13 protein-coding genes and 1 tRNA gene are annotated in these 13,717 nt (G+C 62.6%); 10 read left to right on the top strand and 4 right to left on the bottom strand.

The genetic code is table 11. From position 1 onward, the window contains the following. Window positions 1-23: 23 nt before the first annotated feature. From rimO to HPY65_12540, 3 genes are read right to left on the bottom strand one after another with little or no spacing between them, the layout of a single operon-like run. A complete protein-coding gene (gene rimO, locus HPY65_12550) occupies window positions 24-1,373 on the bottom strand; it encodes a 30S ribosomal protein S12 methylthiotransferase RimO (protein NPU85300.1) in 1,350 nt (449 codons plus the stop codon). Beyond that, window positions 1,370-3,646: a DNA translocase FtsK gene (locus HPY65_12545; protein NPU85299.1), complete on the bottom strand. Its 2,277-nt coding sequence runs from the start codon at window positions 3,644-3,646 to the stop codon at window positions 1,370-1,372. The genes rimO and HPY65_12545 overlap by 4 nt, the downstream gene beginning before the upstream one ends. 4 nt (window positions 3,647-3,650) lie before the next feature. Beyond that, window positions 3,651-4,397: a 1-acyl-sn-glycerol-3-phosphate acyltransferase gene (locus HPY65_12540; GenBank protein NPU85298.1), complete on the bottom strand. Its 747-nt coding sequence runs from the start codon at window positions 4,395-4,397 to the stop codon at window positions 3,651-3,653. Between the two features lie 237 nt (window positions 4,398-4,634). Between HPY65_12540 and rfaE1 the strand changes: the two genes are divergently transcribed. Genes rfaE1 through HPY65_12500 form a run of 8 tightly spaced genes read left to right on the top strand, consistent with a single transcriptional unit; the run spans window position 4,635 to window position 10,711 of the window. After that, window positions 4,635-5,624 (top strand): D-glycero-beta-D-manno-heptose-7-phosphate kinase, encoded by a 990-nt coding sequence (gene rfaE1 / locus HPY65_12535; protein ID NPU85297.1) that lies wholly within the window; start codon window positions 4,635-4,637, stop codon window positions 5,622-5,624. After that, window positions 5,621-6,160, top strand: a complete 540-nt coding sequence (locus HPY65_12530) for a DUF4416 family protein (GenBank protein ID NPU85296.1) — start codon at window positions 5,621-5,623, stop codon at window positions 6,158-6,160. Before rfaE1 ends, HPY65_12530 begins: the two co-directional genes overlap by 4 nt. After that, window positions 6,157-7,038, top strand: a complete 882-nt coding sequence (locus HPY65_12525) for a YicC family protein (GenBank protein ID NPU85295.1) — start codon at window positions 6,157-6,159, stop codon at window positions 7,036-7,038. Before HPY65_12530 ends, HPY65_12525 begins: the two co-directional genes overlap by 4 nt. A 7-nt stretch (window positions 7,039-7,045) precedes the next feature. After that, complete coding sequence (gene gmk / locus HPY65_12520; protein ID NPU85294.1) at window positions 7,046-7,651, top strand: guanylate kinase; 606 nt, start codon at window positions 7,046-7,048, stop codon at window positions 7,649-7,651. Between the two features lie 18 nt (window positions 7,652-7,669). Continuing rightward, complete coding sequence (locus HPY65_12515) at window positions 7,670-7,942, top strand: DNA-directed RNA polymerase subunit omega (protein ID NPU85293.1); 273 nt, start codon at window positions 7,670-7,672, stop codon at window positions 7,940-7,942. After that, the gene (gene pyrF / locus HPY65_12510; protein NPU85292.1) at window positions 7,926-8,681 is read left to right on the top strand and encodes an orotidine-5'-phosphate decarboxylase; all 756 of its coding nucleotides are present in this window, start codon (window positions 7,926-7,928) and stop codon (window positions 8,679-8,681) included. Before HPY65_12515 ends, pyrF begins: the two co-directional genes overlap by 17 nt. A gap of 23 nt (window positions 8,682-8,704) precedes the next feature. Further along, window positions 8,705-9,484: a 23S rRNA (guanosine(2251)-2'-O)-methyltransferase RlmB gene (gene rlmB, locus HPY65_12505; GenBank protein NPU85291.1), complete on the top strand. Its 780-nt coding sequence runs from the start codon at window positions 8,705-8,707 to the stop codon at window positions 9,482-9,484. Between the two features lie 15 nt (window positions 9,485-9,499). Beyond that, on the top strand, window positions 9,500-10,711 hold the full coding sequence (locus tag HPY65_12500; GenBank protein ID NPU85290.1) for a type II secretion system F family protein: 1,212 nt from the start codon (window positions 9,500-9,502) through the stop codon (window positions 10,709-10,711). 23 nt (window positions 10,712-10,734) lie between these two features. On the opposite strand, the gene HPY65_12495 is transcribed toward HPY65_12500, so the two are convergent. Further along, window positions 10,735-10,811, bottom strand: a tRNA-Pro gene (locus HPY65_12495). A gap of 90 nt (window positions 10,812-10,901) precedes the next feature. Between HPY65_12495 and HPY65_12490 the strand changes: the two genes are divergently transcribed. After that, on the top strand, window positions 10,902-11,315 hold the full coding sequence (locus HPY65_12490; protein NPU85289.1) for a DUF1178 family protein: 414 nt from the start codon (window positions 10,902-10,904) through the stop codon (window positions 11,313-11,315). 63 nt (window positions 11,316-11,378) lie between these two features. Continuing rightward, entirely contained in the window at window positions 11,379-13,688 is a 2,310-nt protein-coding gene (locus HPY65_12485; GenBank protein ID NPU85288.1) for a cysteine--tRNA ligase, read from the top strand. Window positions 13,689-13,717: the final 29 nt, after the last annotated feature.

Genomic DNA, 13,717 nt, shown 5'->3' with positions numbered 1-13,717 from the left:
TGAAATCCGGCCCCCTTCGTTTTTCATGCGAAAAGATCATACACATCCGATGCGGTGATCCGGAAAGCCTTGAATTGCCCGGGCTTCAGGCCCTTCTTCTTCAGATAGGTCATCCCGTCGATCTCCGGCGCCTGCCGGCGGCAGCGGCCGATGACGGGGTAATCGGGGTTCTCGCCCGGACCCTCGATCAGCACTTCCTGGCTGGTTCCGACAAGTGAGGCGTTGATCTCCGCCGAGATTTCCGCCTGCTCCTCCATCAGGACCTGCCGTCTCCGCTCCTTCTCCTTCTTTGACATCCGATGGGGCATTCCCGCCGCCGGGGTCCCTTCCTCCCTGGAGTAGACGAAGACACCCAGGTGGTCGAACCGGGTCTCCCGGACGAAATCCACGAGGGCGTTGAATCTGTGGATCGTCTCGCCAGGGAAGCCGACGATGAGGGAGGTCCGCAAGGCGACTCCGGGGATGATTTCCCGGGCCCGCCGGATCGCCTTCCGGATTCCCGCGCTCCCGCCCCGGCGGTTCATGGCTGCCAGAATCCCGTCGTCGATGTGCTGGATCGGGATATCCAGGTATTCACAGATTTTCTCTTCCTCTGCCACTGCCTCCAGGATGCCGTTCGTGAGGCCCGCCGGGTAGGTATAGAGAAGGCGGACCCAGCGGAGATCTTTTATGCGGGCCAGCTCCCGAAGCAGGCGTGGCAGGCGCTCTCCTCCCTCGCGGTCCCTGCCCCAGGCCGTCGTGTCCTGGGCGGTGAGGATAATCTCCCGGGCGCCGTTCTGAACTAAGCTCTCCGCTTCACAGAGGACGTCGTCCAGGGAACGGCTCCGGTAAGGGCCGCGGATTTCCGGGATGGCGCAGTAGGCGCAGCGATTGGAGCAGCCGTCGGCGATCTTCAGATAGGCTGTGTGGCGAGGACCCGATACCTGCCGGGGAAGGGATGCGTCCATCAGGAAAGACGGGCGCCGGGCAGAGACCAGGCGGTCCTTTGAACCTCGATTGGTGAGAGCTGCAACGTGTTCGGCAATTCGCGGAATCCCGTCGATCCCCAGGAACAGGTCCACCTCCGGCAGGTCCCGCGCCAGCTCCGGGCCATAGCGCTGGGGCAGGCAGCCCGTGACGACCAGGTGCCGGCAGAAGCCCCGCTGCTTGTACTCGGCCAGGGTCAGGATTGCCTCGATGGACTCCTCCTTCGCCGGGAGGATAAAAGCGCAGGTGTTGACGAGGATCAGACTGGCGTCTTCGGGCCGCTCCACCAGCCGGTACCCCGCCTCCTGAAGCAGCCCCGCCATGACCTCGGCATCGATCTCGTTCTTTGGGCAGCCGAGGCTCAAGAGGAAAAAGGGGACAGGCCCCTTTCGTTCCCTGTTTTTCATAGCTTCTTGACGAGGACCTTGCGGGGCTTGGCGCCGTCGGCGGGTCCCACGATGCCCTCGGCCTCCATGTGCTCGATGATCCGGGCGGCCCGGTTGTAGCCCACCTTCAGGTAGCGCTGGACCAGCGAGATGGAGGCCTGCCCGAGGTCCGCCACGAGGGCCACCGCCTCGTCGTACTTCTCGTCCACGTCCTCGTCACTCTCGGCGGAGGACGTCTCGGGCCGGTATTCGGTGATGGAGGGATCGAAGTTGGGCTGCCCCTGTCTCTTGATGAACATGACGATACGGTCGATCTCCTTCTCCGAGACGAACGGGCCGTGGATGCGGGCCAGCTTGGAGGTCCCCGGCGGCATGAAGAGCATGTCGCCGGCGCCGAGCAGGCTCTCCGCCCCGAGTTGGTCGAGGATCGTCCGCGAGTCCACCTTCGAGGATACCTGGAAGGAGATGCGGGTGGGGAAGTTCGCCTTGATGACGCCGGTGATGACGTCCACCGAGGGCCGCTGGGTCGCCAGTATCAGGTGGATGCCCGCGGCACGGGCCATCTGGGCCAGCCGGGCCAGCGATTCTTCCACGTACCGCTGGGCCACCATCATCAGGTCTGCCAGCTCGTCAATGACGATGACGATGTAGGGAAGACGGACATGTTCCTGCGGGGCCTTGGCGATGGCGGCCAGGGCCTGGCCCTCCGCCTCCGGGGGCAGGGCGTCCTCCGCTTCCGGGGCGGCTTCCGGCTTGGCCGCTGCGGATTCGAGTCCGAAGGCCTGCCGTTTCGCCTTTTCGTTTTTCGCCTTTTCGATCATCCGGTTGTAGCCGTCGACGCCCTTGGCGCCCACCTCGCCCATGATCCGGTAGCGCCGCTCCATCTCCTCGACGGCCCACTTCAGGACCATGGAAGCCTTCTTCGGGTCCACCACCACGGGGTGGAGCAGGTGGGGGATCCCCTCGTAGGCCGACAACTCCAGGCGCTTCGGGTCGATGAGGAGGAACTTGACCTCGTCGGGAGTCGCCCGGAACAGGATGCTGCAGATCATGGCATTCAGCGAGACGCTCTTCCCGGAGCCCGTCGTGCCGGCAATGAGAAGATGGGGCATCCGGGCCAGGTCGGCCATGACGGGGGCACCCACGATGTCATCTCCCAGTGCGATGGGCAGGCGGAGCTTCGCCTCCCGGAAGGCATCGGTGTCCAGCACGTTACGGAGGCGCACCGGCTCACGCTCGTGGTTCGGGATCTCGATGCCGATGGCCCCCTTGCCGGGGATGGGAGCGATGATGCGGATGCTCGGGGCTCGGAGCGCCAGCGCCAGGTCGTCGGTCAGGTTGGTGATCCGGTTGATCTTCACCCCCGGGGCCGGCTCCAGCTCGTACATCGTGATGACCGGTCCCGGCTTCACCTCCAGGACGCGGCCCTCAACGCCGAAATCGGCCAGCTTCTTCTCCAGGATCCGGGCATTGGCGATCAGACTGTCCCGCTTGACCCGGGAGTCCCTCTTCTCCGCCTGGTCGAGGAGTGAGAGGGGGGGAAGCTGATAATCCCCTACCCGTTCCAGAAAATCGAAATGGGTCTGCTCGATCTTTTTCTGCTTCGACTTTTCCGCCGGCTCCGGTGCCTCGATGATCGGTACGGGCAGACCCTCCGCCGGCTTCTCTTCCGGGGGCTCAGGCTCCATTGCCCGGGAGGCGGCCTTCTTGCCGCCGATCCTGCGCAGGGCGGACCAGACGGCAATCGAGGCCGATTTCACACCGCTTCCGAGAGTTACGACGGAGACGTCCGCGACGATCATCAGGGAGAGGAGGAGAACAAGCAGGAAAAGAAGGAACGTTCCCGCCCGGTTCAGCAAGGGAATCAGAAGCCCCGACAGAATGCTTCCCAGGAGGCCGCCGGCCTGGAGCCGCACTCCGTAAATGCTCACTTTGGGAAGAATCAGGCTCAGGAATCCGGAGCAGGCGAGAAGCAGGGCAACCGCTCCCAGGGCCGTAACGGCCCTGATGTGGAAGGATTCTTCAAGGAAAAACCGGAACGAGGCGACGAGCGACAGGATGGGGATCAGAAAGGCGCCGAATCCCAGGAGGCGGATGAGGGCGTCGGCCGTGTAGGAACCGGCGGCCCCGAAAATGTTCCGCACCGACGGATCGTCCGATATGTACTGGGTCAGGGAGGGATCGGCCGGCGAATAGGATATGAGCGAAAGAAAGAGAAAAAAGGAAAGGGCGAGGCCGACGACGCCAAGGATTTCTCTCTTTCTGCGGTTGTTTTCCCGACCCTTGCCCGCCATGGCTTCAGGCCGCTCCCCTCGTCGTGTCCTGGGTGGAGTATGCCTCGTAATTGCGAAGAATCGTGTTGCGTACGCGCTCGATCAGCTCGTGCCGGGTCTCGATGGTGTATTCCTTTGTTTCGATGGGCTTGTCGATCACCATGATGACGTTGCCCGGGTTGATCTGAAGGGATCGTTTCGGCAGAATCCGCCCCGTTCCGACCAGAGAGATGGGGATGATCGGTACACCCGACTGGATGGCCAGGTGGAACGCCCCCTGCTTGAAGGGCTTCAGCGTCATGTCCCGGCTGCGGGTCCCTTCGGGGAAGGACATGACGGATTTCCCCTCCCGGATCTTTTCCGCCGCCTCGTCGATACTGCGCAGGGCCTTTTCGTGGTGCCGGCGGTCGATCTCGATGTAGCCTGCGTTGCGCATGGCCTTGCCGAAGACGGGAATCTTGAAGAGCTCTTTCTTGGCGATCCAGCGGAACTGGCTGGGGATATGGCCGAGGACGACGAAGATGTCGTAGTCGCTCTGGTGATTGGCCATGAAAATCTGCGGCTTGTCTTCAAGAACGTTATCCCCGCCGATGACCCTGACCTTGACGCTGGACATGGCCAGGAGGGTCCTGGACCACATCCGGGCCAGCCGGTGGACCTTGTTTTCTCCCGGGGACATCAGGGAGAAGGCAACTGCACAGGTGGAGAAGAAACCGGTTACTGCAACACCGAGCGATACAAGGATCGCGGAACGCAGAATGTTGGAAGCCATAGTCTGTAAGGCTCCTGTTCGGAGATGTGGTGTATTTATTTGATTTTATTCACCGAATACGATAGTATTATGACCTACTCCCATGGGGAAGTCAATACGGAATTGGCTTTGCACGCGGGAACGCAGCGGTTGAAACGGCGGAACGGAATAAAAGAATTGACAAACTGACTCCGGAAACATAGCATCCGTCGTTTCAAGCCGGGCCGGCGGTGTTCCCCGCGGTCCCTGAGGTTCAGCGTGAAGGGCATTCTGACGAAAAAAAGGGCGGAATCGATCATCGAGGGCTTCCCCGGGGCGAAGGTCCTGGTGGTGGGCGACATCATGGTGGACCATTTCATCTGGGGGCGTGTGTCCCGCATCTCTCCGGAGGCACCGGTGCCGGTGGTGGATGTCCAGGCGGACAACCTTCTCCTGGGGGGATGCGCCAACGTTCTGAACAACATTTACGCAATGGGAGGACAGGTATTCGGCGCCGGTGTGGTCGGTACGGATTCCATGGGCGACCGGGTGGTGGAGGAGTTCCGGAAGCGCGGACTCGATATCGGCGGCGTCGTTCGGGAAGAAGAGCGTCCGACGACACTGAAGACGCGGATCGTGGCCCATTCCCAGCAGGTGGTGCGTTTCGACCGGGAAAGCCGCCGGGCCGTGGCATCGGTCAGCATCGAGCGGATTCTCTCCTATGTCCGGAGCCTCCGTGAAGAGCTGGGTGCGGTCGTCATTTCCGATTACAACAAGGGAGTGGTGACGAAGGTTCTCCTGGACGGCATCCGCGAGGCCCTGGCCGACCGGCCGACAGTGGTCTGCGTGGATCCGAAGCAGAACGATTTCGGCCTCTACCGGGGGTTTGACGTCATCACGCCGAACCACCATGAAGCCGCGCGGGCCTTTGGGACGGAGTACATCCCCGGCGCTGATCTCGTGAACGTGGGCAACTCCCTGCTGGAGCGATACGGTTTCCAGGCGCTCCTGGTCACCCGGGGGGAGGAGGGAATGAGCCTCTTTGAACGGGACGGCCGGATCCGCCACACCTTTTTCCCCACCCAGGCCAAGGAAGTCTTCGATGTAACGGGCGCCGGCGATACGGTTATCGGCGTTTTCGCCCTGGCCGTGGCCTCGGGAGCGACTTTCAAGGAGGCGGCCTTCCTGGCGAACTACGCCGCGGGAATCGTGGTCGGCAAGGTCGGAACCGCTACGGTCTCGCAGCAGGAGCTGAAAAGGGTTTTATGAGCCGGCCCAGGAGCGCGGATCCGGTGAAGCTGGTGGCAAGTTTTCTTTCCGTCCGGGACGAGCGGATCGCGGAGGCGATCCGGGGCCTTGCCGATGTCTGCGGCGACCCCGATTTTATCGGCCCCTGCCACCCTTTCTCCTTTACCGAATACTACCAGGACGAGCTCGGATCCCCCCTCCGCCGGCGCTTCGTTTCCTTCGAACGCCTGGTCGCACCCGACAGCCTTCCGGCCGTCAAGCTCCAGTCCAATTCGCTGGAGGAGCGGCTGTCGGAAGAAGGCCGGCGGACCGTCAACGTGGATCCGGGATACATTTCGCTGGCTCACCTGATCCTGGCCACCTGTAAGGGATACACGCACCGGCCGTATCTGCGGGACGGCGTTTATGCCGATCTGACCCTGCTGTACCAGGAGCGCCGGTTCCGGACCCTTCCCTGGACGTACCCGGACTACGCCGCGGAGGAGACCCGGGAGATGTTCCGGACCCTCCGGGAGCGGTATGTCCTGCAACTCAAACAGATGGGAGCATCTTCATGATCCGAAGCATGACAGGATACGGCCGGGCAGAAATCGTCCGCAGCGGCCGAAAGATAACGGCGGAGATCAAGTCGCTGAACCACCGCTACCTGGAGGTGACGGTCCGTTTTCCCTCGGTCCTGTCGGCCATGGAGCTGGACATCCGTCGCAAGGTGAGCGAGCGGTTTGTCCGGGGGCGCGTCGAGGTCACGATCCGGGTAAACGGCGAGACGGATCCCGAAAACGGAAACCTGCGGGTCAACTGGCCGGCCGTTCTCGGCTACCGGCGCATGCTGGATGAGATCAAGGAGAAACTGGCCCTGGAGGGGTCTGTGACCCTGGAGATGATCGCCTCGTTCCGGGACGCCTTCACTCGGGAAGACGATGCGGATACGTGGTCCGAGGCCGGCGAGGCCGTGTCGGAAGTGGTGGAAAAGGCGGTTGCCTCGGCGCTGGAAATGCGCGAGCGGGAAGGGGAGATCCTCTGCCGGGACCTGAGTGCCCGCCTTGAATTGCTGGCCGGGTGGCTGGATGCCATCGCCGCCAAGGGGCCCGTCCTGGTCCTGGAATACCAGAAACGGCTTTCCGAGAGAGTGCGAGAACTGGCGGGCGGGGTCATCACCGACGAGGCCCGGCTGGTCCAGGAGGTGGCAATCCTGGCGGAGAAGACCGACATCACCGAGGAGATCGTCCGTTTCCGCGGGCATACGGACCAGTTCCGGGAGATGCTGGCGGCGGGCGACGCCGTGGGCCGCAAGATCGACTTCCTGATCCAGGAGATGAACCGGGAGGCCAATACGATCGGCTCCAAGAGCGGCGATTCGGAAATCGCCCGGCAGGTCATCGAGATCAAGACGGAGCTGGCGAAGATCCGGGAGCAGGTGCAGAACATTGAGTGACGGTACCGTGAAATCCGGGATCTTCCTGGTGATCTCCGCCCCGTCCGGGACGGGGAAGACCACGGTCTGCCGCGAGTTTCTGAAGAAGGCCCCGGGGATGCGCTTCTCCGTGTCCTACACGACCCGTTCTCCCCGTCGCGGCGAAGTGGACGGCCGGGACTATCATTTCATTCCGGAGGAGGATTTCCGGCGTCGCATCGCCGAGGGAGAATTCGCCGAATGGGCGGAGAATTACGGGAACCTTTACGGCACGTCGGCGAAGACAATGCGGGAATTTCTGGAAAAGGGGGAAGACCTTCTTCTGGACATCGATACCCGCGGGGCTCGGGCATTGAAAAAAAACTTTCCCGGTGGTATCTATGTATTCATTCTGCCGCCGGATTTGAACGCATTGCGGTCGCGCCTCTCCCGGAGGGGAAGCGAGGCCCGGGAAACGATGGAGCGCCGCTTCAGCCGTGCCATCGATGAGATCCGGGAGGCGTTCGGTTACGATTACGTCGTCTGCAACGACCGAGTGGAGGAAGCGGTGGACAGCATCCGGTCCATCTACATGGCCGAGCGGTGCCGGGCGGCCCGCTGGACCGGCAAAATTGAGCAACTGATTCCAGAATAACGGAGGAAACATCGATTCATGGCTAGAATAACCGTTGAAGACGCACTTCGCAACGCCGGCAACCGGTTTGCCCTGGTGATCCTGGCGGCGAAGCGCTCCCGGCAGCTTCTGAAGGGGTCCGCACCGCTGGCGGACATTCGAAATAACCGGGAGATTGTAGCGGCCCTGCGGGAGATCGCGGCAGGCAAGGTAACCTTCGCCCATCCGGAATACCTGCAGGCACTGCAGGAATCCTTCAGGGTTCCGCTGGACCATACGGAATTCATCGGGGATGATGACGACTCCGAATGATCGGGCGAGAAGCCGGCTGATCTTTGCCCTCGATGTCGGAGACGGGATCGACGAGGCCCTGTCGTGGGTCCGCCGTCTCCGGGACCACGTGGGCCTGTTCAAAGTCGGCAAGGAGGCCTTCACGTCCCTGGGGCCGGAGATCGTGCACCGGATCCGGCAGGAAGGGGCGGAGGTCTTTCTGGATCTCAAGTTCCACGACATCCCCAATACGGTGGCCCGGGCGGCGGAAGCGGCCTGCGGCCTGGGGGTGGCGATGTTCAACGTCCACGCCTCCGGCGGAAGGCGGATGATCGCCGATGCGGCGAAGGCTGTTCGCAGCTGGTCCGGCGAACGGGGGACCGATCCCCCGGTCGTTCTCGCAGTGACGGTCCTGACGAGCCTCGACGGAAATGATCTTCAGGACATCGGTTTTGCCTTCGACGTGGACGGGATGGTCCTCCGCCTGGCCGGTATGGCCCGTGACGCGGGGGCGGGCGGTGTGGTGGCATCACCCCACGACGCGGCGGCGATCCGGAAGGCCTGTGGAAGGGATTTCATCATTGTCACCCCGGGGATTCGAGGGGCCGACGCGGTAGCCGGGGATGACCAGAAGCGGGCCTGGTCTGCGGAGGAGGCCGTTCGGGCGGGAGCCGACTTTGTCGTCGTCGGGAGGCCCATCCGGCTGGCCCGGGATCCGGCTGCGGAAGCGGATTGCATCGTCGCTCAGATCGGGGAGGGGTTGTCCAAAAGGTCGGAATAAAAAGAACCGGTTTCGGTGTGGGAATGGCGCTGCCGCGGGACATCGAGGTGATTTATGGGGTGAATCCCGTTCTGGAGGCGCTTCGCTCCGGTGAATTGCCCATAGAGCGGGTCCTGATTGCGAAAGGCCGCGGGGGGGCAGCCATCGAACCGGTGATGCAGCTGGCGGAAGAGCGCGGCATTCCCCTGGGTTTCGTGGATCGCCGGGAGCTTGACAGGCTGACCGGCCGGACGGCCCATCAAGGGGCGGCGGCCCTCTGCCGGCCCTATCGATACGTCTCCCTGGAGGAGGCAGCCGGAAAGGACAACGACCGGGGACGGCGGCTCGTTGTCATCCTGGACGGCGTGACGGATCCCCAGAACCTGGGGGCGATCATCCGGACGGCCTGCTGTTTCGGGGCTTCCGGTGTTGTGATCCCGGAGCACCGGGCGGCGCCGGTGACGCCGGCGGTGATGAAGGCATCCGCCGGCGCGGCGGGGAGAATCCCCGTGGCCAGGGTCGGGAACCTCGCCCGGGCTGTCGAGGCCCTCAAGGAGATGGGATTCTGGGTATACGGAACGGATGCAGCCGGCGGCACGGAGGCTGCGGCCGCGTCTTTTGAAGGGGATGCGGCGGTGGTCATGGGAAGTGAGGGATCGGGATTGCGACCCCTGATTCGCGGGAAGTGCGACTTCCTGCTTTCCATTCCCATGGGAGGGGGCTTCGATTCCCTGAACGTTTCCGTGGCGGCGGGGATCATCCTGTACGAGATCTCGCGCCGGCGGAATCCCGACCGGGCACATGTCGGGAAACCAACCGTCTGAAGAAAGGAAGGGACTATGCCTGCATACGTTTGGGAGGCGACGACCAGGGCGGGTGCCGTAAAGAAGGGGGAACTCGATGCGGTCGATCCGGCGTCTGTCCGAACCCTGCTGCGGCGGCAGGGCTTCAAATCCATTACTGTCAAGGCGAAGCCCAAAGACCTGCTGGAGTACCTGCCTTTCCTGAAACAAAAGGTGAAAGAAAAGGAGATCGTTGTCTTTTGCCGGATCTTCTCCACCATGATCAATGCGGGTCTGCCCCTGATCCAGTGTCTCGATCTCTTGGCGGCGCAGGAGGCGAACAAGACGTTTCAGAAGATCATCCGGGCCATCAAGGAAGACATCGAGGGCGGCACGACCCTGACGGACGCCCTGAAGAAATACCCCGACATCTTTGACCAGCTCTTCGTCAACCTCGTTGCGGCCGGGGAGAGTGGCGGTATCCTCGACGTGATCCTCCAGCGGCTCTCGAACTACATGGAGAAGGCGATGAAGCTGAGATCGAAGGTGAAGGGCGCCATGACCTACCCCGCCTCCGTTCTCGTCATCTCCATTGCCGTCGTGGCCCTTCTGCTCCTCAAGGTCATCCCGGTCTTCCAGAAGATGTTCGAGGGCATGGGAGGGGAGCTTCCCGGGCCGACGCAGTTCCTGGTCGACGCCAGCGCCTTTACGCAGAAGTACTTTCTTCTCATGATCGGGATCCTGGTGGCCATCGGCTATGTATTCAAGAGGTTTTACGCCACCGAGAAGGGGACCCTTACCATCGACGCCATGGTCCTCAAAGCCCCCGTCTTCGGCCCTCTCATCAAGAAGGTGGCCGTAGCCAAGTTCACCCGCACGCTCTCAACCATGATGTCCAGCGGCGTGCCCATTCTCGAGGGGCTGTCCATCGTCAGCAAGACGGCCGGAAACAAGATCATCGAGAACGCCCTGGTCAAGGTCCGGCAGAGCATCAGCGAGGGCAAGACCATCGCCGAGCCCCTTCAGGAGGCGGATATCTTCCCGCCCATGGTGGTGCAGATGATCGCCGTTGGAGAAGCAACGGGCGCCCTGGATACGATGCTGTCGAAGATTGCCGATTTTTACGACGACGAGGTGGACTCGGCGGTGGAGGCCATGACCGCCCTCCTGGAACCCTTTATGATGGTGTTCCTCGGCGGCGTGGTCGGCGGCATGATCATCGCCATGTATCTGCCGATCTTCAAGATGGCCTCTGTGGTGGGGGGATAGAAGGAAGGCGGGGGGAGAAAAAATGGTCGGGATGGCGCGATTTGAACGCGCGACTCCTGCATCCCGAATGCAGTGCCCTACCAGGCTGGGCCACATCCCGACACGGGCGGCACCATATACAATCCGGGTATAAATGTCCACCCCTTTTTTTCTCCGGATTCCGGTAATCCCGGCAAGTTAGGAAGCAACCGTGATCATCTACGACCTGCGCTGCAAAAACAATCACACCTTCGAGGGCTGGTTCCAGGACCGGACCGCCTTCGAAAAGCAGAGGGACGGGAACTTCATTACCTGCCCTGTCTGTGGCGAGATGGACGTATCCGTCGTTCCGTCCAGCCGTGCCTATGTCGGGCGGGAGTCCCGGTCGGAGTCGCGGGACCCTCAGGAACTCTCGCCGGCGAAAGCCTTCCGCATGTTCCATGAATTTCTCAACAAGCACTTCGACGACGTGGGAGACCGGTTCGCGGAGGTCGCCCTCAAGATCCATCGCGGAGACGAGGAGAAGCGGAATATCAAGGGCACCACGACTCCGCAGGAAGAGGATACCCTCCGGGAAGAGGGCATCGAGTTCCTGAAGATTCCGGTGCCGAAGCTCAACAGCTGAGAATCCCGCCCGCTCCGGACCGACGGCCGGTCCGGGCGTCACACCCATTCACCGGAAACCCTCATGGACGGAACCTATCCAGACATTCTCCAGGCCATTGGCAATACCCCCCTCGTCGAGATCCGCCGTCTGAACCCCAACCCGAAAGTCCGCATCCTCGCGAAACTGGAGAGTTTCAATCCCGGCGGCTCCATCAAGGACCGACCCGCTCTGGCCATGATCGAGGGGGCGGAGAGGCGTGGCGAGCTGACAAGGGACAAGATCATCCTCGAGGCCACGAGCGGCAACACCGGGATCGGCCTGGCCCTGATCGCCGCGGTCAAGGGATACCGGATCTGCCTGATCATGTCTGAGGCGGTGAGCGAGGAGCGCAAGCGGATCCTCAAGGCCATGGGGGCCGAGCTGCTGTTCACCCCGGCCAACCTGGGAACGGACGGGGCGATCGAGCGGGGGTATCAGCTGGTCCGGGACAACCCCGGAAAATATTATGCCCCCGACCAGTTCAACAATCCCGACAACATCCTGGCTCATTACAACGGCACCGCCGAGGAAATCTGGCGTCAGACGGAAGGCACGGTGACAATGGTGGTCTGCGCCCTCGGGACGAGCGGCACGGCCATGGGCCTGTCCAGGCGCCTCAAGGAGCTGAACCCCGCCGTCCGCATCATCGGTGTCGAGCCCTATCTCCAGCATAAGATCCAGGGACTCAAGAACATGAAGGAATCTTACGTCCCCGGCATTTACGACCGGAAGAGGCTGGACGAGAAAGTGAACATCCTCGACGAGGACGCCTTCGAGACGGCCCGCCGGCTGGCCCGGGAAGAAGGGATCTTCTCCGGCATGAGCTCCGGCGCCGCCGTTCATGTTGCCCTGGAAAAGGCACGGGAGATGGAGGAAGGACTCATCGTCGTCATCATTCCCGACGGAGGGGAGCGGTACCTAAGCACCAGCCTGTTCGTGGACCGGGAGGAGACGACGCTGAAATTCTACAACACCCTGACCCGGGAGAAGGAGTTCTTCCGGCCGATCCGCCCGGACCTCGTCCTGATGCACTCCTGCGGTCCCACGGTGCACGACGTGCCCCACATTGGGAGCTACCGCCGCTTCGTTGTCTCCGATCTGATCCGCCGCTACCTGGCCTACAAGGGATACCAGGTCAAGCACATCATGAACATCGTGGACCTGGCGGACCGGTCCATCCGGGGGGCGGAGCGGGCCGGCATGGAGCTGGCGACCTACACGGAGCGGTGCATGGAGGCCTTCCTCCGGGGGCTTGACCGGCTGGGCATCACCCGCGACGAGGCCTTCCCCAGGGCGAGCGAAAACGTAGACGCCATGATCCAGCTCGTCGAGAAGCTGGTGGAGCGGGGATACGCTTACGAGAAGCTGCGCTCCGTCTATTTCGACATCTCCAAGCTCGATGCCTACGGCTGCCTGTCCAACATCGACCTGGGCAAGGTCAAGCAGGGGAAGACGGTGGACCTGGACGAGTACGAGAAGGACAGCCCGGTGGATTTCACGCTCCTGAAGCGATCCACCCTGGGCGAGCTGAAACGGGGGATCTACTACAAGACCCGCTGGGGGAACGTCCGGCCCAGCTGGCACCTGGAGTGTGCCGCGATCTCGCTGAAATACCTGGCGGAGACCTTCGACATCCACGCCAGCGGCTCCGACATCGTCTTTCCCCACTGCGAGAACGTGTACGCCATCGGCCGCGCCTTTTCGGGCAAGGCGCCGGCGAATTACTGGCTGAACACGGAGTTGGTGATGGTGGAAGCGAAGAAGATGTCCCGGTCCCTGGGGAACATCGTGACGCTCGACGAACTGGAGGAACGGGGATACGGCGGCCGGGAGATCCGCCTCTTCCTCCTCGGCTCCCACTACCGGAAGCCCCTGAATTTTTCCTACGGTGCCCTCGATACGGCCCGGAACACGGTGCGGCGCCTCGACGGCTTCATCCAGAGGCTCCTCCGGTTCACGCCGGGGCCGGGTTTTCCGGATACCGACCAGAACATCTACGACATCAAGGAAGGCTTTGCCGCCGCCATGGACGACGACCTGAACATCTCGGTCGCGACGGCGGTGCTCTTCGAGTTCGTCCGCCGGATGAACATTCCCCTCTCCCAGGGGCTGCTGACCGCAAAGGAGAGGGACCGGGTGCTGGAGGTCCTCCGGAAGGTGGACGGCGTACTGGGAATCATGAAGTTCGAGGAAGAGCTGCTCAGCGACGAGGCCTTCCGGTTGATCCAGGAGCGCGAGTCCCTTCGCAAGACGGCGCAATGGGCGGAAGCGGACCGCATCCGGAAGCTTCTCCTGGAGACGGGGGTGGAGGTCTCCGACACGCCCGACGGCGTGGTCTGGCGGCTCAGGTAAGCGGGGCGGCGTGCCGCGCCGTCCTTTGC

The organism is Syntrophaceae bacterium (assembly GCA_013177825.1).
Lineage (GTDB): Bacteria > Desulfobacterota > Syntrophia > Syntrophales > PHBD01 > PHBD01.
The sequence above is the reverse complement of the archived record's forward strand: the minus strand, read 5'-3'. Positions and strand labels throughout refer to the sequence as shown.

Bases quoted from the DNA above. Each gene is read 5' to 3' on its own strand.
- HPY65_12515 (NPU85293.1), top strand. From the start codon at position 7,670: ATGGCTAGAATAACCGTTGAAGACGCACTTCGCAACGCCGGCAACCGG.
- HPY65_12485 (NPU85288.1), top strand. From the start codon at position 11,379: ATGGACGGAACCTATCCAGACATTCTCCAGGCCATTGGCAATACCCCC.
- HPY65_12525 (NPU85295.1), top strand. From the start codon at position 6,157: ATGATCCGAAGCATGACAGGATACGGCCGGGCAGAAATCGTCCGCAGC.
- HPY65_12545 (NPU85299.1), bottom strand. From the start codon at position 3,646: ATGGCGGGCAAGGGTCGGGAAAACAACCGCAGAAAGAGAGAAATCCTT.
- HPY65_12540 (NPU85298.1), bottom strand. From the start codon at position 4,397: ATGGCTTCCAACATTCTGCGTTCCGCGATCCTTGTATCGCTCGGTGTT.
- rlmB (NPU85291.1), top strand. From the start codon at position 8,705: ATGGCGCTGCCGCGGGACATCGAGGTGATTTATGGGGTGAATCCCGTT.
- HPY65_12530 (NPU85296.1), top strand. From the start codon at position 5,621: ATGAGCCGGCCCAGGAGCGCGGATCCGGTGAAGCTGGTGGCAAGTTTT.
- pyrF (NPU85292.1), top strand. From the start codon at position 7,926: ATGACGACTCCGAATGATCGGGCGAGAAGCCGGCTGATCTTTGCCCTC.
- rimO (NPU85300.1), bottom strand. From the start codon at position 1,373: ATGAAAAACAGGGAACGAAAGGGGCCTGTCCCCTTTTTCCTCTTGAGC.
- HPY65_12500 (NPU85290.1), top strand. From the start codon at position 9,500: ATGCCTGCATACGTTTGGGAGGCGACGACCAGGGCGGGTGCCGTAAAG.